At 71.5% G+C, this 22,470-nt stretch carries 16 protein-coding genes and 1 pseudogene; 4 read left to right on the forward strand and 13 right to left on the reverse strand.

The features are described from left to right. Window positions 1-3 precede the first annotated feature (3 nt). The 7 genes from Ahu01nite_RS34075 to Ahu01nite_RS34105 form a co-directional block, all read right to left on the reverse strand. Entirely contained in the window at window positions 4-1,314 is a 1,311-nt protein-coding gene (locus Ahu01nite_RS34075; RefSeq protein ID WP_203840827.1) for an extracellular solute-binding protein, read from the reverse strand. Further along, a complete protein-coding gene (locus tag Ahu01nite_RS34080; RefSeq protein ID WP_203840828.1) occupies window positions 1,311-4,358 on the reverse strand; it encodes a substrate-binding domain-containing protein in 3,048 nt (1,015 codons plus the stop codon). Before Ahu01nite_RS34080 ends, Ahu01nite_RS34075 begins: the two co-directional genes overlap by 4 nt. Window positions 4,359-4,362: 4 nt before the next feature. Then, a complete protein-coding gene (locus tag Ahu01nite_RS34085) occupies window positions 4,363-4,764 on the reverse strand; it encodes a hypothetical protein (RefSeq protein WP_203840829.1) in 402 nt (133 codons plus the stop codon). Between the two features lie 132 nt (window positions 4,765-4,896). Then, on the reverse strand, window positions 4,897-5,493 hold the full coding sequence (locus Ahu01nite_RS34090) for an MBL fold metallo-hydrolase (protein ID WP_203840830.1): 597 nt from the start codon (window positions 5,491-5,493) through the stop codon (window positions 4,897-4,899). Next, the gene (locus tag Ahu01nite_RS34095; RefSeq protein ID WP_203840831.1) at window positions 5,480-7,717 is read right to left on the reverse strand and encodes an ATP-binding protein; all 2,238 of its coding nucleotides are present in this window, start codon (window positions 7,715-7,717) and stop codon (window positions 5,480-5,482) included. The genes Ahu01nite_RS34090 and Ahu01nite_RS34095 overlap by 14 nt, the downstream gene beginning before the upstream one ends. Window positions 7,718-7,780: 63 nt before the next feature. After that, a complete protein-coding gene (locus Ahu01nite_RS34100; RefSeq protein WP_203840832.1) occupies window positions 7,781-8,269 on the reverse strand; it encodes an RDD family protein in 489 nt (162 codons plus the stop codon). Then, window positions 8,250-9,509, reverse strand: a complete 1,260-nt coding sequence (locus Ahu01nite_RS34105; RefSeq protein ID WP_203840833.1) for a hypothetical protein — start codon at window positions 9,507-9,509, stop codon at window positions 8,250-8,252. The genes Ahu01nite_RS34100 and Ahu01nite_RS34105 overlap by 20 nt, the downstream gene beginning before the upstream one ends. 356 nt (window positions 9,510-9,865) lie before the next feature. Between Ahu01nite_RS34105 and Ahu01nite_RS34110 the strand changes: the two genes are divergently transcribed. Next, on the forward strand, window positions 9,866-10,954 hold the full coding sequence (locus Ahu01nite_RS34110; RefSeq protein ID WP_203840834.1) for a helix-turn-helix transcriptional regulator: 1,089 nt from the start codon (window positions 9,866-9,868) through the stop codon (window positions 10,952-10,954). On the opposite strand, the gene Ahu01nite_RS34115 is transcribed toward Ahu01nite_RS34110, so the two are convergent. From Ahu01nite_RS34115 to Ahu01nite_RS34140, 6 genes are read right to left on the reverse strand one after another with little or no spacing between them, the layout of a single operon-like run. After that, entirely contained in the window at window positions 10,927-11,661 is a 735-nt protein-coding gene (locus Ahu01nite_RS34115; protein WP_203840835.1) for a 2,3-dihydro-2,3-dihydroxybenzoate dehydrogenase, read from the reverse strand. The genes Ahu01nite_RS34110 and Ahu01nite_RS34115 overlap by 28 nt on opposite strands. After that, window positions 11,658-12,737, reverse strand: coding sequence for an FAD-dependent monooxygenase (locus Ahu01nite_RS34120; RefSeq protein ID WP_203840836.1), 1,080 nt, complete (start codon window positions 12,735-12,737; stop codon window positions 11,658-11,660). Before Ahu01nite_RS34120 ends, Ahu01nite_RS34115 begins: the two co-directional genes overlap by 4 nt. A 19-nt stretch (window positions 12,738-12,756) precedes the next feature. Continuing rightward, entirely contained in the window at window positions 12,757-14,052 is a 1,296-nt protein-coding gene (locus Ahu01nite_RS34125) for a phenylacetate--CoA ligase family protein (RefSeq protein ID WP_203840837.1), read from the reverse strand. Further along, the gene (locus Ahu01nite_RS34130; protein ID WP_203840838.1) at window positions 14,049-14,798 is read right to left on the reverse strand and encodes an amidohydrolase family protein; all 750 of its coding nucleotides are present in this window, start codon (window positions 14,796-14,798) and stop codon (window positions 14,049-14,051) included. Before Ahu01nite_RS34130 ends, Ahu01nite_RS34125 begins: the two co-directional genes overlap by 4 nt. Beyond that, window positions 14,795-15,958, reverse strand: a complete 1,164-nt coding sequence (locus tag Ahu01nite_RS34135) for a 3-dehydroquinate synthase II family protein (protein WP_203840839.1) — start codon at window positions 15,956-15,958, stop codon at window positions 14,795-14,797. The genes Ahu01nite_RS34130 and Ahu01nite_RS34135 overlap by 4 nt, the downstream gene beginning before the upstream one ends. Beyond that, complete coding sequence (locus tag Ahu01nite_RS34140; protein WP_203840840.1) at window positions 15,955-16,782, reverse strand: 2-amino-3,7-dideoxy-D-threo-hept-6-ulosonate synthase; 828 nt, start codon at window positions 16,780-16,782, stop codon at window positions 15,955-15,957. The genes Ahu01nite_RS34135 and Ahu01nite_RS34140 overlap by 4 nt, the downstream gene beginning before the upstream one ends. Before the next feature lie 855 nt (window positions 16,783-17,637). Here Ahu01nite_RS34140 and Ahu01nite_RS34145 point away from each other — a divergent pair. The 3 genes and pseudogenes from Ahu01nite_RS34145 to Ahu01nite_RS34155 all read left to right on the forward strand — a co-directional run. After that, window positions 17,638-20,544, forward strand: coding sequence for an AAA family ATPase (locus tag Ahu01nite_RS34145; protein WP_239159347.1), 2,907 nt, complete (start codon window positions 17,638-17,640; stop codon window positions 20,542-20,544). A gap of 49 nt (window positions 20,545-20,593) precedes the next feature. Then, on the forward strand, window positions 20,594-22,189 hold the full coding sequence (locus Ahu01nite_RS34150; RefSeq protein ID WP_239159348.1) for an FAD-dependent monooxygenase: 1,596 nt from the start codon (window positions 20,594-20,596) through the stop codon (window positions 22,187-22,189). Window positions 22,190-22,257: 68 nt separating this feature from the next. After that, window positions 22,258-22,470, forward strand: a pseudogene (locus Ahu01nite_RS34155) (hypothetical protein); the annotation flags it as partial.

Consider the following 22,470-nt stretch of genomic DNA (forward strand, 5'->3'; position numbering starts at 1 on the left):
CGGTCAGCCGCGCAGGTCGCCGGCCAGGTCGTTGATGACGTCCACCGGGGGTTTGCCCTCGCCGGCCGGGGTCTGCAGGGCGGCGTGGATGTGGGTCTGGATCAGCTGGCTCGCGTCGCTGTAGGCGGGCAGGACCGGGCGGCGGCGGGCGTTGTCGATGCTTGATCTCAGCAGGGCGATGAAGTCCGGTTCGAGGTTGAGGGTGCCGCCGGTGAGGCTGCCGTCGGTGTAGAGGCTCTGGACCGTGGGCAGGTAGACGCCGGCGTCGAAGATCCATTTCTGCTGTTCAGGAGCGGTGAGGAAGGCGAGGAAGTCCGACGCGCTGTGGCGGTGGGGTGAGCAGCGGGCCACCGCGATGTTCTCCCCGCCGAGGGTCGTCGAGTGGTTCCCCGGCAGCATCGTGACCCGGATGTGGGGGTCGGCCTTGCGCAGGACCGGCCAGGCGTCGGGCCAGTGCCGCATGATCACCGCTTTCCTGCCGAGGAAGGCGTTCAGGCTCGACGACTCGTCGTAGTCCAGGCTGTCCTGGGAGATCCATCGCTGGTGGACGCCGTCGATGAGAACCTCGATGCCGTCGGCCGCGGCGTCCAGCTGGTCCTGGCTGACGGGACGGGTCGGGGTCGGCAGGTCGCCGCCGGCTGCCCAGATCAGCTCCATCGCGTTGACGGTCAGGCCCTCGTAGCTTTTCAGCTGGGCGGTGTATCCGGCCCTGTCGTCACCCATCGAGGCGCGGGCCACGTCGGCGATCTGCTGCCAGCTCTCCGGCTGCCAGCGCTCGTTCTCGTTGCCGATCACCTTGCGGCTGACCAGCTCGTCGGCCCAGTAGTAGAGCAGTCCGACGTTGGTGGTGAACGGTACGGCGTAGAGCGTGCCGCCCTGGACGGAACTCTGCCACGGCACGCCGAGGAAGGTCGTGCGCCGGAAGCGTTTCTCGTCCTGGGGTTGCAGGTATCCGCCCTCGGCGAACTCCGGCAGGTTGACGACGTCCATGCCGACCACGTCGTAGCTGCCCGGCCCGGCACGGCCGGCGCGTTTGTCGGCCTGCAGGGTGGTGGCGAGCTGGACACGCTGCTGGTCAGAGGTGGCCGGGAGCACGACGATCGTCAGCGGCTCACCCGGATGGCTCTTGGCCCACCGCTGCGTGAGGTCGCGTCGCTGGGCCGCCGAATAGTTCTTCACCGTGGCGAAGGTGATTCGTCCGGTGCCGTCGGCGCCGCAGCCGGGCGGGTCGGCTTCGCAGCCCGCGACCGCGGCGAGGGCGCCCAGGAGCAGCAGCACCGAAGCCCCGCAGCGCAGCCGGCGCAGCGTGGTCACGAGGGGGTCACCGCCCGGCTGGGGAGTGCTTTGGCGAACGCCGCGGCCAGCTCGTCCGCGCCCTTCTCCACGCAGGTCAGGTCGAACTTGTAGAGCGGCTCGAAGGGAGCACAGTCGGCGCCGACCGAGGCGATGATGGAGACCTCGACGTCGTGGGTGCGCAGGTCGGTGGCGAGGTCCTGCACCGTCGCGGCCGTCGGGTCGTCGTCGTTCTCCCCGTCGGTGAGCACCACGAGCCTGTTCACCGGGTCGAGCCCGGCGGTTGCCGTGGTCCCCTCGGCGAGGGTCCGCACGCCCGCCTGGATCGTGTCGTAGAGCCCGGTGTCGGCGGTCGTGGCCGTCAGCGACGCGAGTGCCGCCGCCGCCCGGCTCTGCTGGTCGCCGGTGGCCGAGGCGAGCGGCACCAGCTCGGCGTAGTCCCTGCTGCCCGACAAGTGCGTGGCGAAGCGCCAGACGCCGACCTCGTCGCCCGGTGCCATCTCGCTGCGCTCGACCGCGGTCCGGGCCGCCGCCCGGACGGTCTCGATGCGCTGCGTCGACGAGCCCGGTGGCGTCAGCTTCATCGAGCCGGAGACGTCCATGGCGAGCAGTACGCGGACGGGTCGCTGCGCCGAGGTCCAGGTGTCGATGACCTTCTTCGCCGCTCCGGTGCCCGGGTTGGGCATCGCCGCACTGCTCCGCGGGGCGGCGAGGCCGTCGGCGCGCAGGGCCGCGAGTCCCTTCGCGCTGTGGAGATGGTCGCAGAACGCCTCGGCCAGCTCGTGCTGCGCGCCGTCGCTCGCCGGGATGCCGGTCAGGGTCACGCACGGCACGTCCAGGGCCGGCGCCGGGGTGCTCGACTCCACGACCTTGAGGGTGGTGGTCACCGGCGCGGTGTTCGCGACGGGGCAGCCGTCGCCCAGCGGGCGCCCGGCGTTGTAGTCCGAGACGTACTTCTCCGGCATCAGGAACGCCGTGCCGGCCGGCGGCGCGTCGGTGGACAGCCGCAGCCGGCAGAGATCGTTGCGCAGGTCGTCGCCGCCGAGGCTGGGCCGCAGGATCTTCTCCGCGTCGCGGTCGTCGGACGCCGCTTCGTAGAGCGCGTAGGTCGCCAGCAGACCTGTGGTGGAATTCCTCGGGTCGGGCCGCGGAAATCTCCATCCATCCTGGAGCACCTGTTTCCAGGTCAGGTGCACAGGGCTGCCGGGGGAATCGGGGACGGCGAGGACGAACGGTGACGCGGCCACCGACGCTTCCGAGATCTCCGCGGCGGCCGGCAGGTTCAGGCTGAGCGGGGCCGTCCCGCCCATGGCGGTGCGGGCGAGCTCCACCTGCACCGATGACTCCGGCACCCACACCTGCGGGGCAGGCCCGGCCATTCGCGCCTCGGCGTCCGCCGCGGCGGCGACCTCCGGCGTCGCCCGGGGATCCGCGTCGGCGGTGTCCGGCCACTGCTCGGCGATGCGGCGCTCGGCGAGCCCGTCGGAGCTCAGGGCCGTGATGCTGACGCGGACCTGGGTGTCCGCGCAGTCGGTGCTGGTGTGGCTGCTCTCGAACTCGCGGGCGGCCCTCTCGAGCGCGGGCTGCAGGGACTGGGTCGTCAGCACCGGCAGGTCCTGGGTCGGGATGCACCAGCCCTGCAGCTGGACCTTCGGCACGAGGTGGGCGGACGTGGTCGTGAGCAGGACGGCGGCACCGCAGGCCAGGGTCGCGGCGGTGCGCCTCCCGGCATCGGTGAACCGGGGCAGGTGAAGCCGCCGCGGCAGCGGGGGGAAGGCCGGCACGTGCCAGGGGATCTCCGGGCGGGTCACCGTCGCCGTCACCGGGATCTCGGCGTCGCCCATCGCGCTGGTGACGGTCACGGTGGCGGCGATGTCGCCCCGTCGCGCCGGGTCGATGGCGATCTCGAGCCGGCCGGGGTGCCGGGTGAGCGTCACCGCCGGGTCTGCGCACTCGGCCTGCCACCGGTCGCCCAGGTGCGGAACGGCCACCGTGATCTCCTGGGCCGGCACTGTCGTTCCCCGGCGAACCCGCCCGAAGCCGGCCGCGGCCGGGCTCACGGTCAGGGAGTTCCGCAGCAGTACCACCTGCGCCACCTCGCCGATCTGCGAGCCCCGATTGTCCTGGACCAGCCGCTGCAGCCGGGTCCGGACCGCCTGCGCCGCACCGGCGGCGCCCGAGCTCGCGACCATGTCGAGCTTCTCGATCCCGGTGTAACGGGTCGCTGGGGTCGGGGACCTGAGCAGCTCCTCGACGTCGGGCGGGATGAGGGGCCGGTAGGAGAGGTTGCGGGCGACGAAGAAGTCGGCGGTGTTCTCGTGCTGCGTCCCGACCGGGGACTGGTGCAGCCCGGTCTTCGTGAACCACTCCTTGGCGTACGCCAGCAGGTCATCGGGGGTGATCCACTCGCTGTCGGCACGGCCGGCGTCACCGGTGCTCAGGCCCTCGATGATCGCCTCGGACAGTGCGCCGTGGCGCTTCTCCACGGACCCCTGCCCCGCTCTGGCAGCCGCGATCGCCACCGCGGCCCGGCCGTTCGCTATCGGAATCGCCGGTGCCGGGGCGAATTTCCCGACGCTGCGGGTCAGCGTTTCGCCGACGTCGGCGGAGTCGAGGGTTTCCCCGCCGTCGGGTCCGCGGAATTTGAACAGGCCGCCGTGACAGCAATCGAGAAGGAGCAGTTTGTAACGGGCGGGACTTATCTTGATCAGATTGGCGAGCCAGTCACTGGGGACGGACGAGGACTCGGGATAATCCTCCGTCTGCGTGTCGTGCATCGCAAGATAGAGACTGTCGCTCGACGGGCCACGAAAGGCATGCCCGCTGAAGTGACAGACCCGCACCTCGGTCGCCCCGCCACGCTTGAAGAAATTCTCCAGAGCGCGCCGCGCCACGTCCGCTGTCGGATTCGGCAGGATCGTGACCTTGTCGAACGCGCCGATCGCCGGATTGTCCAGAACACCTTTCAACGCCGCCGCGTCGCGCAACGGCGCCCGGAGATCGTCGAGGTTGTCGTCCAGATAGTCGTTCACGGCGATGATCAGGGCGGACCGGGCGGCAGCCATGGGCTCAGGTCCGCCCGTCGTCTCCGGCCTCGATCGCCCGCAGGAAGGCGGCGACGAGCCGTCCCTGCTCGGCGGTCGTCGCCGCGCTGACCTCGAGTTCCTTGTCGCCCACCCGGATCTTCACCCGGCGCTGCGGCGCGGTGTCGCTCCTGAGCCACTCCCGGACCGTGGTGACCACCGTCGCGACCAGGCCCACGGAGGCCTGCACCGTCACCAGGATCGCGCCGATCGTCTCGAGGTCGGTCCCCCGGGTGCCCGGCGGGCCGCCACCCACCACGGGGTGGCCGATGACGGCGTCGTCGTTCTCCGCGATCCTGTCCCGCAGATAACCGGTCAGCTCGATGATGCGTTCAAGGTCCGCATCGGCCTCCTGGACCGACACCAGCATTTCGATCTTGTCGCCCATGCCCTGAATCTCCGTAAGCAGAAAAGCCGGCAGGAAAAAGCCGGAGTGGAATCTCCGGTCGCCAGGCAAGGAGAATAGAGCATAGAACTGCGCCGGGTACGCCCCGTACGCGCTGACGCGAAATGCTGAAGATCAAATATGTTCGCCGGGCGCCAGATAGCGGTACCCGTTGTCGGTCTCCTCCGCGAGCCAGCCGTTGATCGATTCGAGGCCGCGCTCGTTCAGCTGGGCATCGTGGATCGGAATCGTACGATCCGGGTTGACGGTCTTCACGAAATCGATGGCCTCGCGCATCTTCAGCCAGGAGCCCTGCGCCGGAACCAGGAGCGTCTCCACCGGCACGCCGGGAACGTGCAGCGAGTCCCCCGGGTGATACACCGAGCCGTCCACGATGTACCCGAGGTTGGGACAGTCCGGCAGCCCGCCGTAGATGGTGGCGTGCTCCCCGCCGACCGCCTGCACCTCGAAACCCGCCGCGCTGAACGTCGTGCCGGGCGTGATCGGGGTGAAGTCCACACCCGTGATGCCGGCGCCGGCCGGGGCGTAGACGGGGACGCCGAGACCCGCGAGCCGCAACACGTCGACGTGGTCACTGTGCTCATGGGTCACCAGGACGGCATCGGCGCCCTTCAGCGCGTACGCCTCGCTCCAGGTCCCCGGGTCGACGATCAGGACCCGGCCCTCGGCCTCGAGCCGTACGCACGCGTGGGTGTATTTAGTGATCCGCATGGTTGCGGATGCTACGTGCTTCCCGCCCCCACGCCTCAATGCCTTTTCCCTCGACCAGTTCCAGGGCAGCCGCCACCTCGGCCATCCCCTCCGCGGAGCGGCCGTCCTCCACCAGCAGCAGTGCGAGCGCCGTGTGCGCGGGGATGAGCGGCCACACCGCGCCGACCCGAGCGGCCTCGGCGATCACCGAACGCATTCCCGCTTCCGCGTCGGCCGAAGCCGAAGCCGACGTCGACGCCAAGGCCGAGGCCGAGGCCGTACGGCCCTGCCGGTAGCGCAGCCGGGCGAGGTAGAGCCGCGCGTCCGGCATGGCCTGCGGTGAGCGGTACGGCCGGGCGAGGAAGTGCAGCAGCCGCTCCTCGAGCCCGTCGTACCGCCCGGCAGCCAGGTCCAGGCCGATCTCGGTGAGCTCGACGATCGGCCGGAGCCGTTCGTACTGGGCGGCGTCGACGAGCTGGCGACCGGTGTCGAGAAGCTGCGACGCCGCCGGGGTCAGGCCGGCGTGCAGCGCGCCCTGCGCCCAGTTGAGGCAGGCCCGCGCCCGTTCCCGGGGGTAGCCGGCGAACGTCTCGTCGGCCAGTGCCGCCTCGATCGCGGGCCACGCGCCGGGATCACCGGTCTCCAGGCTGAGCGACAGGCGGGCGATCTCCACCGCGAGCAGGGCGGACGGGTCACCGGAGAGCTCGGCTGCCGCGGCGGCCTCGGTGCAGCGGCGCTGGTGTTCCGAGACGTGCCGCCCGACGACGGTGTCCGGCGCGGAGAGGACGGCGAGGGCGCGGGCGCGGCGGGCGTGCTGGCGCAGATAGGGCACCGCGCGCTCGATCTCCTCGTACCCCTCGCGGGCCTCGCCCTGCTGGCGCAGCATCCGCCCGAGCGCCAGGCCCAGCTCACCCCGGGCGCCCGGGGGCAGCCGGCGGTCGGCGAGCAGGCGGCGCAGGACCGGGATGGCGTCGGCCTGGGCGACGCTCTCGATCGCCGAGCGGCCCAGTTTCACCGCGAGCCGGACCCGGACGGGGCGGGGCAGGTCGGCGTACCCCATGGTCTCGAGCAGGAAGCGGGCCGCCGTGGCGTCGTCGCCCTGGGCGGTGGCGAGATCGGCCGCGGCCTCGGCGTTGCGCACGTGGTCGGCGGGGCTGCCCGCGAGCCGGTAGTGGTGGGCGAGCAGCGCGACCGGCCGGGGCTGCTGCTCCTCCAGCATCCGGGCGCTGCGCAGGTGCAGCAGGCTGCGGGTCACCGGCGGGACGAGTTCGTAGACGACCTGGCGGGCGAGGGTGTGCCGGAACCAGAGCCGGCCGTCGCGTTCGTGCAGCAGGCCGGCGGCGCGGGCTTCGGCGAGGGCCGTGGCGACCGTACGGTGATCGGTGTCGACCATCACCGAGAGTGGGTGCGGGTCCGCGGCCATACCCGTCACCGCGGCCGCGCCGAGGATCTCCTGGGTGCGTTCGCCGAGCTGGCGCAGGCGGGTGAGGAGCACGTCACGCAGCAGGGCGGGGACGGCGACGTCGGCGAGGACCTCGGGATGGCGCCGAATACGCTCCACGTCACCGCCGGTTACCAGCGAGCGCACGACCTCCTCGATCAGGAACGGGATGCCGGCCGTCCGCTCGAACAGGTGGGTGATGAACCGGTCCGGCGGTTCGGCACCCGCGTCGAACCTGGTCAGCACTGCGGCGGCGAGACTGCCGACCTCGTCGCGGGTCATCGGGGAGACGGGTAACCGCCGCACGGCCGCGGGTGGCTGCCAGCCGGGAAGGCCGTCACGCATGGTGATCAGCACGGTCAGGCCGGGCACGGGGTACGCGGCCAGATGGTCGATCAGCTCCACGGTGGCCGGATCAGCCATCTGCAGATCCTCGAGAGCGACGACAAGCGGACCCCGCTCCCGGAGCAGCTCGGCCATGGCCCTGAGTAACCGGGCCCGCTCGGCGTCGGCGTCCAGCGGCGGCCCGGTGACCAGCGGGGAGGTGAGCCGCAACCCGTCGACGAGCGGTCCGAGCGGCTGCGGATCGCGCAGGTCGTCACAGTGGGCGACCACGACCGGGACCTCAGCGCTGTCGAGCAGCTCGGCGACCAGCCGGGTCTTCCCGACACCCGCCTCGCCGGTGAGCAGCACCAGCGCCGACGGTCTCGCCAGCTCCGCGCTCAGGGTAGCGAGCAGCGCCGCACGGCCGACGAAGGATCCGGGCGCTGTGGGCAGGGCGAAGGCCGCGGCGAGCTTGGACACCGCGGGGAACAGTATCCGCAGATCGCGCCCGGGTATCCGTGACGTCGAACACCCGGCCGTTGCTCAGCCGGCCCGCAGAACCACCACGGCCGACCCGGCGGCCTGGTCATGCAGGCAGCGCACGTCCTGCCGGAAGATCGTGCCCGCATCGACCAGGGAGAACACGCCGCACGTGAGCGCGCCGGCGCCGCTGAACAGGATGGCCCTGATCAGGAGCTCACGGACGAACATCCGCCCCCACCCGAACGGCTCGCCCGTCAGCGCGTCGACCACCACGTAGCCGAGCAGCGACTTGCCCGGGCTCTGGCCGTGCTGCCAGGTGAACAGCGACCAGATGAACCACCCCACCCCGAGGGTCACCACCGCGATCCCCCCGTCGAGCAGCGCCGCCCCGATGCGGTCCCCCGCCGTCGCCAGCCGGGGGACGGCGAGGGGCGGCGGGTAGCCGGTGACCCGCATCAGGCCGGCGGGCTGTGGATATTCACCGCCCGCACCGGCCTGGGAACGCTCGCCGATGCCGGCGACGGGCTCGCTATTCTCTGGTGTCGTCATGCTCGTTTCTGACGGACATGCCCGCCGGCAGAATGCTCAGGACCGTGGTGACGATGCGGTTGACCGTCTGCGTGTTCGCGAGCGCGCCGGACAGGCCGCCCACAGGATCGGCGGCGCCGTAGGGTGCACGGTCGAGCGTCCCGGTGAACGTCCTGCCGAAGACCGCGCGGATGACGTCGACCACGATGGCCTCGGCCCGTTCGCCGCGCGCGACCCGGCTGTCGATCTTCCGTACCGCCTCGGCGGCCAGGCCGAGCAGCTCGGCGTCGATCGCGCCGTCGGGGTCCGCGGGGCCGAGCGGGCGCGCGATCTCACCGGTCGCGTCCCCCACCGGCGAGGTGGCCACGGGCGCCTGCTTGGCACCGAGCGGGCGCTCCACATAGGCCTCGTACCAGTCCCGCCGGCGGCGCATGATCGCGAGAACCGACTCGATCTCCCGCGCGACGGTTGCCGGGTCGCTGGTCGCCCACTGCCCGGTCCGGACACCCCGCTTCTGCGACCAGGACTCCAGGGGCCACGTCTCGGAGCCCGCCGTGAGGGTGACCCCGGCCCAGACCAGGATCTCCGTCGCGAGCGTGGTGAGCCACGGATCGTTGTCCAGGGCGTCGGCGAGCCACCGCGGCAACCGCGGGCGCTGCAACGCCCCACGCCGTCCCCGCATCCGCCGGTGATGATCGACCGTGGCGGCGTTGAGGCGCCCGGCGATCCACGCCTCGAGGTGGAGGATCGGCTGCCGGGCATGGGCGAGCACGTCCACGACGACCGCCTCGACGTCCTCGTGGAACCGGTCCAGGCATTCGTCGGCCAGGCGCTCCACGCCCGACGCGCACATGGCGTGGCCCCGCGCCAGCTCGAACTTGCGGGTCAGCCGGGAGAACACAATCGGCCAGACCACCTCGTACGCCGCACCGCTGAGCCGCACCCGCAGCTCGGCGTCGGCGGTGGTGGCAACGGCGGCGAGCTGTCCACTGCGCGCCAGGCCACGGAACTCCCGGACCCCGGCATCACCCGCCGCACGCAACCCGGTGGACAGTGCCCCCTCGGCGCGTTCCGAGCCCGGCCGCAGATCGATCACGCGCCGCTCGTCAACGCCGCGCGACGGCTGTTCCCGCACTTCGACGGGCGCTTCCGGCCGGACCGTGCGGGAGGCGTACAGCCCGCCCTGGGACGCGTTCGACGCGCGGGCCGCACGGATCCGGGCGGGGTCGAGACGCTGGGTCGGGGCATGCGAGTTGTTCACCGCTACTCCTTCCGGTCGAGCTGCCGGATCGAGATCCGATCGCAGGCCCGATCGGGGCGATCCTGAATGAGGACTGTGGAGCGTCAGCTTGACCGGTACCGTCCGTCCCGCGGGAGGGCTACGCGCAGGATCAAGCGATTCGCGGCCCACCTAGAGACGATCGTCGAAGTCTCGCGACGTTCGAACGACCCTTTCTCCGATGATCAGCTGCGGACACGGGAACCGGGTTTCGCTATGCCGCACGTTCTGATACCGGATGTGAGGAAGACGACTGCGTGCCGGGATCCCCTACTTATAAAGCGTCCGGCCCGCGACCTCGGCCCACCATCGGTCGTAACAACGATCGAGGAGGAGCCATGGGGTGCCCCGACATCGCCCGTGACCTGCGCCCGGCGCCGTTCGTCGGCCGGGAACGCGAACTCCGGTACGCCACCGGGCTGCTCGGCGCCGCGGCGCCCGGCCAGGTCACCGTCCTGGTCGTGGAGGGTGCTGCGGGCAGCGGCCGGACCCGGTTCCTGCGGGAGCTGGGCGCGGCGGCCTGCCGGCTGGGTGTCACCGTCACGGACGCTCCGGAGTGGACGTTCGCCGGGCCGTTGATGTTCTGCAGCGACCGCCCGTTGCGGATCACCGCCCGGACCTGGGACGGCCTCGACCTGCTCGCCGAGTCCGCCCCCGTCCTCGTCGTCGTGACCGCTCGCACCGGTCATGATCCGCTTCCGCTCGACCGGCTGACCTCGCCCTCGGTCCACCGGCTGACCCTCGCCCCGTTGCCGCCCGCCGACGTCGGACTGCTCGCCTCCGAGCTGCTCGGCCGGCCGCCCGGCAGGGAACTGGTGGACCTGCTGCGGGTTGCCGCCGGGCGCCCGGGGGCGGTCCGCGACCTGATCACCGGGTTGCAGGAGGAGGGGCGGGTGACGGTTGCGGAGCCTCCGGCACTTCCCCGGCGTACGCAATCCTGGGTGTCCGGACAGCTGGCCGCACTCTCCCCGCAGGCGCGGCATCTCCTGCAGGCCGCGACCACCCTGCGCTCGCCGTTCCCCCTGGTCGAGCTGACCCGACTGGTGCGGGTGAGCCCGGTGCGGGTGGTGCCGGCGATCGGCGAGGCGCTGGAGTCGGGGCTGCTCGTCGGCGACGGCGAGATGCTGTCGTTCAGTCACGACCTCGTCCGGGCGATCGTGACGGACAGTCTGCCGCGGCCGATCGCGGCGGCCTTGCGCGTGGAACCGGAACGGCAGGGCTGGGACCTGCTCAGTTCCCGGGAGCGCGAGGTCGCCGAGCTCGCCGGGCACGCCCTGACCAACCAGCAGATCGCCAACCGGGTCCGGCTGTCGCCGCACACGGTCAACTACCACCTGCGGCAGATCTTCCAGAAGCTCGGGATCACCTCCCGGGTGGAGCTGGCGACGGTCATGCGTGATCACAGCGCCGCGCCACCGTCCACATAGATGTTCTGCATGGTGATGTGGCGGGCGCGGCCCGAGGCGAGAAACACCACCGCGTCGGCCACGTCCTCCGGTGCGGCGATCCGGCCCAGCGGAATGCCGACCTTGTACCGGCCGGGATCGCCCGCGACAGTCGCCGCCGCACCCCCGGCGTCGCTCCAGAGACCACGCTGCATGGGTGTATCGGTGGAACCCGGGGAGACCACGTTGCACCGGATGCCGAAGGTTGCGAGTTCGAGCCCCAGGCTCCGCGTGAAGTGTGCGGCTGCGGCCTTGGACGCCGCGTAGGCGGCCATGTTCATTCTCGGCACACCGCCCGCGTTCGAGGCGACGGTGACGATGGCTCCCCGGTGCCGCGCCATCATCGGACGGGCGACCGCACGGCTGACCCGGAAGACGCCCGCCGCGTTCACGTCGAAGACGTCGTGCCAGTCGGCGTCGGTCGCGTCCGCGGCCGGGCCGACCCGCAGGATCCCCGCGACGTTGACGAGGACGTCGATCGGTCCGACCGACCGCTCGATCCACGCGACGGCCGCCGTCACCGCACCGGTGTCACACACGTCCATCGCCATCGCGAGGACCTCCGGCGTGCCCGGATCCGTGACCGGCGGCTTCAGATCGGTCGCGACGACGCGGTACCCGTCGGCCACCAGTGCCGCGACGACAGCCGCGCCGATCCCCTGACCGGCACCGGTCACCAGAGCGATCATCGCAGGGCCCCCGATGCCAGGCGGGTACCGGCGGCGAGGCGGCGATCACGCTCACGCTGGGCCGGACCATCCGGAAGGTGATACTCCACCGCGCCGTCCCGCGCCGCCGCCGCGATCGGCTCCACCCGCGGGCGCCGCTCCGCCTCGAAACGCGCGAAGTCGTGCGGGTTCCCGGCGAGTACCGCAGCGTCCTCGATGGCCTGCGCCGCACCCTGCGCCACGAACGGCAGCATCGGATGCGCGGCGTCGCCGACCAGGACCACGCGGCCGCGGTGCCAGGCCGGCAGCGGTGCGCGGTCGAACAGACCATGATGATCGAACCGGTCGGCCAGCGCGATCAGGCCGCGCACGGCGGGATGCCAATTGTCGTACGCCCGGAGCACGTCCGCCGTCTCCACCTCCCGGACGGCCGAGGGTGGCACCGCCGCCGGCACGGTGAACACCAGGTTGATGCTGCCCCCGTCGTCGATCGGGTAGGCGACGCAGTGCTGTCCCGGGCCCAGCCAGACGACCACGCCGGACGGCGCCAGCCGCCCGGCCCGGCCCGCCGGGATCACCGCCCGGTAGACGCTGTGCCCCGAGTAGCGGATCGGTACGGTGCCGAGCTGAGCGGCGACCGAGGAGTGCAATCCGTCCGCCCCCACCACGATGTCCCCCGTCAGCGCCGTGCCGTCGTCGAGGCGGGCAACGACGCCGCCGGCGTGGTCGATCACGCCCGCACAGCGCCGCCCGAAGTGAACAGAACCGGGCACGGCCGCGAGCAGGGCGCGTACGAGAGTGGTGCGCCGCATCGTGCAGTAGGGCGCATCCGGCGACCCGAGCCCGGTCCGGGCGATGACCGAATTGTCCTGCCAGCGCCGCAGTTCCCGGGTACGCGGCCGGGTCGCGTCCCGGAGCACGGTTCCCAGCCCCAGCCGCTGCAGAACCGAGGTGGCATCGGGAGACAGCTGGAGCCCACCGCCACCGGCCGGACAGGTTCTGCGCTCGACGATCTCGCAATGCACGCCGGTGCGGGACAGAGCGACGGCCGTGGTGAGGCCCGCGATTCCCGCACCGATCACGATTGCTCTGGTCATGGCCACAACATTCTCCCGATCAGTAATATTGGAGCGCTTTGTCCCAGTTGTCGGCGGGCCCGAACAGACTGCGGGGCTTCATCACGTCGGGCGCGGCGGTCAGCAGCGCCGCCGGCACCAGCCCACCGGGTGGCACCGTGTCGACGACGGTGTCGATGCCGTGCGCGGCGTGGAGCGCGTCGCGTAGTTCCCGCGCCGCGACAGACCGGAATCGTTCATCCACCTCGATCTGCACACGCAGTCGCGGCGGCTCGGGACGGGCCCGCCAGAACAGGACCCCGTACTCCGCTGGGAGCCGGAAGACGATCTCCTCCACGTCGAGCTGGGTCAGCTCGACGGAGCGGACGTGCACACCGGACCGCGCCCGGCCGAGCACCCTGACGCTCGGAAGTGCCCAGCCGCACGCGCACGGGGCGTCGGAGATCTCGACCTCGTCCTCGATGTTGTAGCGCAGCAGCGGCATCGCCGAGCGGTACAACGGCGTGACGACCAACTGCCCGCGACCGTACGGTGCGCAGCGCCCGCTTCCCGGATCGTGCACCTCGAAGATCGCCCGGTCAGCCCAGAGATGCAGCCGTCCGTGCGGGCACTCCCCCGCCAGGCTGCCGGTCTCGGTCGCGCCGTACTCCTCGACGACCGGCGTGTTCCAGATCTGCGCGATGCGCGCGCGCCGGGCGGCGCTCAACGGTTCACCGCCGACGAACAGAGCGCGCAGGGACGGGAAGTCCACCTCCGGCCGCAGTCCGCGAAGTCGCGCGGAAGCGGCCCACAACAGCGTGTCCGTGGGCAACGACCAGGTGAGCGAGACGCCGAGGTCGTGCAGGACCCGCACCACTTTCGCGTACGGCGTGGCAAGTGAGCGGTTGTCCGCCGGCACCACGGTCGCCCCGTGGGACCGCGCGGCCGCGTGCGCCAGATGCCCGGTGATCATCAGGGCGTACGGCGTCCGCACCAGGAACGTGTCTGTCGCGTGGATCCCGACGTGCTTACGCGCATACCGTTCAGCGAGATCGAGCCAGTCCGCCGCCGTGTAGTACGAGGCGGTGGGAGCCCCGCTGCTCCCGCTCGACTCGTGATAGGTCGCCAGCTCCGCCCGATCGACCGCGAGCATCCCGAACGGATAGGCGTCGCGCAGATCCTCCTTCGTGGTGAGCGGATATTGAGCGAGTTCCGCGCGCCCGGCCGGCACCCCACGTTGGCGATAGAACGGGGAGTGCGCAGCCGACGCCAGTAACTGCCCTAGCTGAGCGTCCTGCAGATAGGCGAGTTCCGTGGGATCGTGCCAGTCACCCAGGGCGGGCCGGACGTCGTTCATGTCGTCTCCTCCCCCAGGACGCGGCAGGCGTTGGCCCAGGTCACGGCGGTCAGGTCGGCCGGGGACAGGCCGAGCGCCGCGATCTTGACCAGCTCCACCCGCGGTTCCTGCAACGGATGCTCGGTGCCGAACAGCACGCGCCGTACGCCGAACCCCTCGACCGCCGCACGCGCCGTGACGGTGAGGCAGCCGGACAGCTCGGCCAGCACGTTCGGCACCGGGGCGAGCTCGGCCAAACCCGCGAACTCCAGCCCGGTGTGACCGCAGTGTCCCCAGACGAACGTGACCCGTGGATTCGCCCGGGCCAGCCGCGCAAGATCGGCGGGCCGCGTTCCGGCGTGAGCCAGCGTGACCACATAGACCGGATGCCGCACCGCCTCCGCGACGGCGATCAGTTCGTGCACCGCCGGATCGTCCAGCCGGACCCCGTGCACAGCAGGCGAGATCTCCAACCCCCGGAAATTCACCGCACATTTCTGGTACGCGGCCACGTCGTGCACCGGATCCGCGAAGAAGAACGGCAGCAGCCGCCCACCGGAAAGCGAACACTGCGCGAGCACGTCGTTGTTGTCGGCGCTCACCTCCGCGCGCCCGCCCTCGGAGATCTGCGTCGAGAGCCGGCCGAGCCCGATCACCCCGCCGGCGGACACCGCCGCGCGAGCGATGCCCACGCCGTCCATGACGCTGAGCAGCACGTCAGCGGCGCGAGGGACGGGCGCGAGCCGGGCGTGGAAGTCGAAGATCATTGCTCGTAGCACAGTTCGTCGATGGGGTAGCCCACGTGCCGTTCCCGGCCGGGCAGGTAGCCCAGCACCTCGTCGCCCGGCTGCAACGACGTCGAGTTGTGCACCGTAGCGCCGGGGCCCAGCACCCGTACGTGCCAGTCGTCCTGCACGATCAGGTTGACCCGCTCACCCGTCGGCGCCACCGCGTCGATCGACAGCAACGGCCGCGTCTCGATCTTCACCCGCCCGACCGTGACCCGCCGCGTCCGCCCGTCCGCCCCGACCGCGAGGACCGTGCCACCGGCCGTCAGCTCGCTCAGGTAACGCGTGTGTTCGTGATCGGCGAGCGTGTACGACATGATCGCACCGGCGTTCACCCGGAACGGACGGGTCGGCATGTAGGGCAGCGGGTGGGTCTCGCTGACGCACAACACCATGCCCCGGGACCGCGAACCGACCAGGATCCCCTCGTCCTGCCGCAGATAGGTGCACGTGTCGACGCACGCCCGCTCACCCGTCCCGGCGTGCCGCACCCCGGTGACCGTCAGCGTGACCAGCTTCAGGTCCGGTGACCGGTCGCGCACCACTTCCGCGAGCCTGGTCGCCTCCCCGGGCGCGGCTCCGGCGAGCATCACCCCGCCGGGTCCGTGTTCCAGCACGCTGAGATGCACGGTTGCGTCGTCCACGCCGTCCACGCGGGTGATGATCGTGCCCTCGGTGCCGTCGGCCGCGGCCAGGACGATCTCCATCGGGATGTTGGTGGGGTCCAGGAAGTGCAGCAGGATCACGGGGTCACGGCGTACGCTCTCGCACGCCGCCGCCAGGTCGTCGGGGTCCCGCACGTCGTGCCGGCTCCCGAACCGTACGCCCGGGTGCTGCGCGGCGAGCACCGACGGCATCCCGTGCCGCCGCGGATCGACCAGCACCAGGTCAGCCACACCGAAGTCGTCCGGCAGCTCCTCCGGGACCAGGACCCGGGTCACCGACGGCGGCAACGGCGCGAGATCGGCGGCGTCAGCGGCCACGATCGCGTCGAAACCCTGATGGAGGGCTTCCTCCCCCACCGCCTGCCGCCACTCACCGAGCCCGCGCAGATCCAGCCAGCATTTCTTGTCCCCGCCGAAGCCACTCACGCCGAGCGAACCCGCAGCCGTCCGCTTGTCCTCGTCGATGGTGGTCATCGCGCCGCCACCGCCGTCCGATCGTGCACCAGGGTGGCGAGCTGCCGGACCATGGCACCGGGATCAGGAGCGGTGAAGACCAGCCTCCCGGCCGCGATCCCCCCGGCTCCGGCCCGCACGGCATCCGCCAGCGCGGCCACAACCTCGGCGGAGCCCCCACCGCCGGCGACTGAGCCTCCCGCGACTAGGCCTCCCGCGACTGGGCCTCCCGCGGCGAGGACGGGGATCGGGCAGTCGGTGAGGATCGGGGCGAGCTCGTCCGGCGTGGCGGGCAGGCTGGTCTTGACGAGGTCGGCGCCCAGCTCGGCCGCGACGGTCAGGGCCCGGGAGATCAGTTCCGGGGCGCGGCCGTCGATCATCTCCGGGCCGCGGACGTACATCATCGCCAGCAGCGGTACGCCCCACCGGTCGCAGTCCTCCGCGGTCAGCGCGAGATGCGCGATCTGCCGGCTCTCCGTGAGCGAACTGACGTTGATATGCACACTGACCGCTTCCGCGCCCAGCCGCAGCGCCTCCTCGACCGTGGCCACCGGATACTTCGCGTCGGGATCGGGCGCAAGGCCGGTGCTCGCGTTCAGGTGCAGCACCAGCGAGAGCCGCCGGAAACGCGCGGGATGCACCCGGCGGGCCGCTCCTTTGTGCAGGACCACCGCGTCGGCGCCGTTGTCGGCCAGCGAGGCGACCAGATTGTCGAGGTCCCCACGGTGATGCAACGGCCCGCCGGCTATCGCGTGGTCGAGGGGGACCACGAGCAGCCCGGATCCGGGTCTCCGGTACAGGTGGCGCAGCCGTAACCGGCGGCCGAAAGTTCCGTTCTCCTCCATTGTCGTGACCCCTTTTCGAGTTCGTCACCGCCTCGACGGGCGGTGGTCGGCAGAGCGGCGCTGCGGCTGCTTCGAGCCGATTCAGCGAGGGCGCCGTTGCATTTCGACGCTAACCACGAAGGCGGCCGGGGCCTACTACTCGTATGGGTAGGTGCCGATTTCCGGCTGCCCGGGAATCGTCATCACCGGAACACCGCGGGCACACATCAGGAATGGTCATCACGCGATACACAGGCCACGATCCGCGGATTTCCGCCCGCCGGAAAGGCCCCCTCGGGGCAGTGCCGCCGTCCCCGCCCGGTTCACCCTTCCGCGGACGCCGCCGCCCGCGGAAGGGTAACGGTAGCGGTGGGCGCCACCCTGGTGACCGGATGCGGAGCTGTGGCACGGCCCGGACAGAAACGAGCAACGTGAGCATGAAGCTGATGGTCACCCGAATGAGTGAATCCGAGCGACGCGTGTCACGAACGATGACGATCGATGGCTGCTTCGATCAGGCCGGTTCCGGCGTTCCGTTCGCCGCGGTGAGTGATCGCGCTGAGCCGGTCCGGCCGATCGTGTCCCGGACCGCGCGGATCCCGCGAGCGCCTGGCACGACGGCGGTCCATGGATTGATCAGCGCATACGTCCACTCAGGTCGGTGCCGGGTGGATCGCGCACTGACCCGGATCGGTCAGGGGTTGCCGCGCCCGATGATCGATGACGCGATGACCGGTCCACGGGCGGCGGGCCGTCCAGTGACAAGGTGCACCCAACAGTGCGGTGATAGAAAAATCATCCACGTCGCGGTCCGGGCACTCCCGTGTCCGTCCGACTACGGCAAGGAGTGGCCCACCGTCCGAACGGACCCCTGAATTGATCATCACTTCCGGACACCAGCGCCACAACGGCCGGCCCCGACCCGAGCAGGCCCGACCCGAGCAGACCGGACCCGGCCTGCCGGCCCAGCACGCCCAGCACGCCCAGCACGCCCAGCACGCCCAGCCCAGGATCGACGAGCATGCCGGGGAGACCGTCCTGAACGAGCAGACGTTCGGCCGTAGCGACGAGATGGACACCATCCGCCGCGCCCTCGCCGGGACCGCGGCGGGTGAGGGTGGCTGCCTGGTCATGCTCGGGCCGGCCGGCGTGGGTAAATCGCATCTGGTGCGGGCCGCCGTGCAGACCGCAACCGAGCTCGGGCTCGCCGTGGCCGCGCGGGAGGCGTTCAAGCTGGACCTGGCCGCGCCGCTTGTCACGCTGGCCGGGGCGCTGCGGGCGTGCACGCGCGAGGGTGAGCGCTTCTCCTGGCTGTTCGACGGTTCGCACCGGACCGAGCAGTACCGCACGATCGATCTGCTGCGGGCGTCCCTCGAAGATTTCGCCGCCGAGCGGCCGTTGCTGATCGTGGTGGACGACGCGCAGTGGATGGACGAACTGAGCGCGCTCGCCGTGCGTGAGCTCGTTCCGGCCCTGGCCAGCTCGCCGGTGTGGTGGGTGTTCGCGGGGCGCCCGGAGCAGGTGGAGACGCCGGGTCTGCAGACGCTGAACTGGCTGATCCGCGGTGGCGCCGAGCCGATCCGGCTGAGCGTGCTGGAGGAGCCGGCGATCGCCCAGCTCAGCGCGGCGGTGGTCGGTGCGGAGGTCGACAACACCGTGCTGGCGCTGGCCAACGGCTGCGGCGGGAACCCGCTGCGGGTCGGCCAGCTGCTCCGGGCCCTGCGCGCCTCCCGGCAGCTCGTCATCACGGCGGGGACGGCGACCGTGATCGGCGGGGAGCTGCCGTCCAGCTTCGTCGACACGGTCCGGGAGGTGCTGGAGAGCCTCAGCGCGGACACGCAGTGGCTGGTCAGGGCGTGTTCGGTGTTCACCCGCCCGTTCGGGGTCGAGGCCGCCACCCGGTTGACCGGGCACGGTCCCGCCGAGATGTACCGCCTGGTCGAGGAGGGCCTCACCGAGATCCTCACCGACGCCGGGGACGGGATCGCGTTCAGCCATGACCTGGTGCGCCAGGCGGTGTATTCGACGCTGCCCCGGACGTTGCGGGAGCGGCTGCACCGGGAAGCGGCGACGATCTCCCGGGACGAGGGCCTGCCCGCCATCGAGGTCGCCGAGCACCTGCTCAAGAGCGGGCGCGCCGGGACCACGGACGCTGTGGCCATGTTGCGGGCCGCAGCGCGCGAGGTGGCCGGTGCGGCTCCGGCGACGGCGGCGGATCTGATGCTGCACGCGCTCGAGGCGCTGCCCGTCCACGATCAGAACCGGACCGTGCTGATCGCCGAGGCGGTCGGGCTGCTCGCGTCGGCGGCGCGGGTCGATCAGGCCCGGCGGCTCGGCGAGGAGGCCCTGGACGCCGGGCTGGATGCCGAGACCGAGGCCGAGCTGCTGCTCGGCCTTGCCGAGGCGTGCAAGCACGCAGGACAGAACAAGAGCGCCGTTGAGTACGCCGACCGCGGCCTGGGTCACGAGAAGATCGGCGACGCGACCCGGGCCCGGCTGTACGCGATCCGTGCCCACGCCCTGTTCTATGTGGACGACCTGGAGGGCGCCGACGCGTCCGGGGCCGACGCGCAGCGCCTCGGCATGGCGAGCAGCGAATACGGCGCGGCGGTGTTCGGGGAGACCGCGCGCAGCCTCGTCGCCCAGGCGCAGGGGCGCATGGGTGCCGCGCTCGCGCACGCGAAGTCCGCGACGAGCACGGCGGCGACGCGGGGCGGCCGCGCCCGGCACCGGCACCCGGCGATCTGGCTGGGCAGCGCGCTGACGGCCTACGACCGGTTCGAGGAGGCGGGGCAGGTCCTCGGGCGGGGGCGCCGGGAGTCGGAGCGGCTCGGGACGTTGTGGGCGCAGCCGCTGTGGCACTACTACTACGCCAATCTGCTGGCCGCGCGGGGAGAGCTCGACGAGGCGACCGCGGAGGCGGATGCGGGGGTGGCGACGGCCGAGCAGCTCACGGCGTACCAACTGGTGGTGCCTCTGCTCGGAACCTTGATCCGGCTGGCGGTGCTGCGCGGCGATCTGGAGGCGGCGAAGGCGCATCTGGCCCGGATGCACGAGCTGATGCGCACCGGGATCACCGCGACGCCCGAGGATGTGGTCTGGCCGGAAGCGTTGCTGCTGCACGCCGAGGGGCAGAGTGACGTGGCGTTCTCGCTGGCGGCGGGCTTCTACGAGTCGCTGCCGGAGCGCCCGGCGCTGATCACGATGGACCCGACCGCCCCCGGCATCCTGGTCGGCATCGCCCTGGGTGAGGGCGATCGCGCCGCAGCGGGCCGCGTCGTGGCGGCAACCGAGACGCTGGCACGACGCAACCCGGAATCGCACGCGGCCCACGCCGCCGCGGCCCACGCCGGCGGGTTGCTCCACAACGATCCGGTGCGGCTGCGGGAAGCGGTGGACAGCTTCCGGCGTACCCCTCGGAGATTGGCTCTTGCCTCTACTTTGGAGGATGCCGCCCAGGCTGAGAACAGATCTGATTGGTACGCCGAGGCGCTCGGCATCGTGAGCGAGTGCGGCGCGACCGGCGCGCAGCGACGCCTGCAGCGGCAGCACGGCAGTGCGCCACCGCCCGAGCCGAAGAGTGAGCTGCTGCCCGAGCTTTCGCCCGCCGAGCGCAAGGTCGCCCTGCTGGTCGCGGACGGCCTCACCAACCTGCAGGTGGCCGGCGAGCTGTACCTGTCGCGGCACACCGTGGACAGCCACCTGCGGCACATCTTCGCCAAACTGGAGATCAAGCGCCGGATCGAGCTGGCGAAACGCGTCGAACGGGAACGAGGCGGGTAGGCCTTATCCCGTGGGTACGTGATGTACGCGCGACGGCGGTGGCCGCAGCATGGGCCGTATGGTTGCGCTGCGTACTCCTGTTCTCATAGTCGGTGCCGGCGTGGCCGGTTCGGTGCTCGCGCTCGAGCTCGCTCACCACGGGGTGGCGAGCACGGTGGTCGAGCGGGCATCCCGGCCCGCGCCGCACCGCGAGCTCAATCTGGTCAGCGGCCGCAGCATGGAGCTGCTGCGGCGGCTGGGTCTGGCCCGCGACATCCGCCGGCACGGCATCGACCCGGACTGCACCGCCGAGGTCGTCTGGCTGCGCGCGCTGGAACAGCCACCCGTGCTGGTGTCGAGGCTGCCGTCGGTCAACCAGCTGCGCACCGAGTACGAAGCCGTCACGGACGGAACCGCCCCGATCGAGCCGTACGTCCTGTTACCCGCGGCGGAGCTGACCGGGCGGCTGCGCGACGCCGTCCGCGAGCATCCCCTGATCGATCTGCGGGAGGGCTGGACCTTCACGGATCTGCGACCGGAGCAGGGCGGAGCGGTGGCCGTCCTGATGGAAGCGGGTACGGGGGACCGGCACGTGGTTCAAGCGACCTATCTGGCCGGGTGCGACGGCGCGCAGAGCACCGTACGGCGCTGTGTCGGTGTGGCGATGGAGCATCTCGCCGCCCCCGTCCACCACTACACCGTCTATTTCCGCATCGACGGGATGGCGGGACCGTCGGCGTCCCCGCTGACCATCATCACCGCGGGGCTGACCCTGACCTGGCGGCACGACGAGGATCTGTGGATCGGGCATCTGCCGCTGCCCGCCGACGAGGTGACGATGGTCGACCCGATGGCGATGCTGAAGGGGCGGCTGGGGCCGGTCGCGGACACGGCGGAGATCGTCGGGGTCACCCAGTCGGAGGAGGCGTTGCGGGTCGCCACGGCGTACCGATGCGGACCGGTATTTCTCGCCGGTGAGGCCGCCCACCGGTTCCGCCCACCGGGTGATGCCGTGGACACGTGCGTGGGTGACGCGGTCGATCTGGGCTGGAAACTCGCCGCCACGGTCAACGGCTGGGGCGGGCCGGCGCTGCTCGGCAGCTACGAGGACGAACGCCGCCGGCGGGCGCTGATCGACCGGGAGCTGGCGGCGCGGGCACTGGAGACCCGGAGCCGGTTCGGCCGGTTGACGGCTGCCGGTGCGAGCCGTGAGGTCCTCGCCGGGGTGCTCGGGCAGGAGCCGCCCCAGCTGGATCTGAACGGGACGGCGTCGGGTGAGGGCGCGGGCAGCTCCGGCGTGGTCTGGCAGGAGATCGGGGACCCCGCGGACGGGCAGGTGACCACCGCGCCGGGTGCCCGGCCGCCGGCCCTGCGGATGGCCGACGGCGGCCAGCTCTTCGACCGGCTCGGCCCGCAGTTCACCCTGGTCGACCTCACGGACAGGGCGGACGGTACGCCGCTCGTGGCCGCCGCCACCGCCCGCGGCATCCCGATGAAGCACCTCACGATCACCGAGGCCGTGGTGCGGGCGCGGTGGGAGAGCGGTCTCGTGCTGGTGCGACCCGACCAGCACGTGGCGTGGCGTTCCGGCGCCGAGCCCAGCGACTGGGAGGCCGTGCTGGACGTGGTCACGGGTCGCGCCGGCCAGGAACACGTGAACACGTGATGTCGATGTGAGCCGGTGACGGCAACGCTCTACACCGGATCACGTCGAACCGAAAAGGACTCACGCCGATGTCATCGATGATCATGCAGGGCCTCCGGCACACCGTCACCGGCGACTGGCACACCCGGCTCTCGGGCAACAGGTCCCCGCGACGCAACCACTGGCAGACCAAGATCACGTACTTCCGGGCCGCCGACGAGCTTCTGGCGGCGCTCCCCGCCGCACCGCTCACCTGGAAGAGCATCGTCGCCGCGGCCCGGCCGTACGGTTGCCGCAGCACG

The organism is Winogradskya humida (assembly GCF_016862215.1).
Classification (GTDB): domain Bacteria; phylum Actinomycetota; class Actinomycetes; order Mycobacteriales; family Micromonosporaceae; genus Actinoplanes; species Actinoplanes humidus.

Coding starts and splice junctions, on each gene's coding strand:
- Ahu01nite_RS34135 (WP_203840839.1), bottom strand. CDS start 15,958: ATGACCACCATCGACGAGGACAAGCGGACGGCTGCGGGTTCGCTCGGC.
- Ahu01nite_RS34125 (WP_203840837.1), bottom strand. CDS start 14,052: ATGAACGACGTCCGGCCCGCCCTGGGTGACTGGCACGATCCCACGGAA.
- Ahu01nite_RS34080 (WP_203840828.1), bottom strand. CDS start 4,358: ATGGCTGCCGCCCGGTCCGCCCTGATCATCGCCGTGAACGACTATCTG.
- Ahu01nite_RS34090 (WP_203840830.1), bottom strand. CDS start 5,493: ATGCGGATCACTAAATACACCCACGCGTGCGTACGGCTCGAGGCCGAG.
- Ahu01nite_RS34120 (WP_203840836.1), bottom strand. CDS start 12,737: ATGACCAGAGCAATCGTGATCGGTGCGGGAATCGCGGGCCTCACCACG.
- Ahu01nite_RS34110 (WP_203840834.1), top strand. CDS start 9,866: ATGGGGTGCCCCGACATCGCCCGTGACCTGCGCCCGGCGCCGTTCGTC.
- Ahu01nite_RS34085 (WP_203840829.1), bottom strand. CDS start 4,764: ATGGGCGACAAGATCGAAATGCTGGTGTCGGTCCAGGAGGCCGATGCG.
- Ahu01nite_RS34115 (WP_203840835.1), bottom strand. CDS start 11,661: ATGATCGCTCTGGTGACCGGTGCCGGTCAGGGGATCGGCGCGGCTGTC.
- Ahu01nite_RS34150 (WP_239159348.1), top strand. CDS start 20,594: ATGGGCCGTATGGTTGCGCTGCGTACTCCTGTTCTCATAGTCGGTGCC.
- Ahu01nite_RS34130 (WP_203840838.1), bottom strand. CDS start 14,798: ATGATCTTCGACTTCCACGCCCGGCTCGCGCCCGTCCCTCGCGCCGCT.
- Ahu01nite_RS34100 (WP_203840832.1), bottom strand. CDS start 8,269: ATGACGACACCAGAGAATAGCGAGCCCGTCGCCGGCATCGGCGAGCGT.
- Ahu01nite_RS34140 (WP_203840840.1), bottom strand. CDS start 16,782: ATGGAGGAGAACGGAACTTTCGGCCGCCGGTTACGGCTGCGCCACCTG.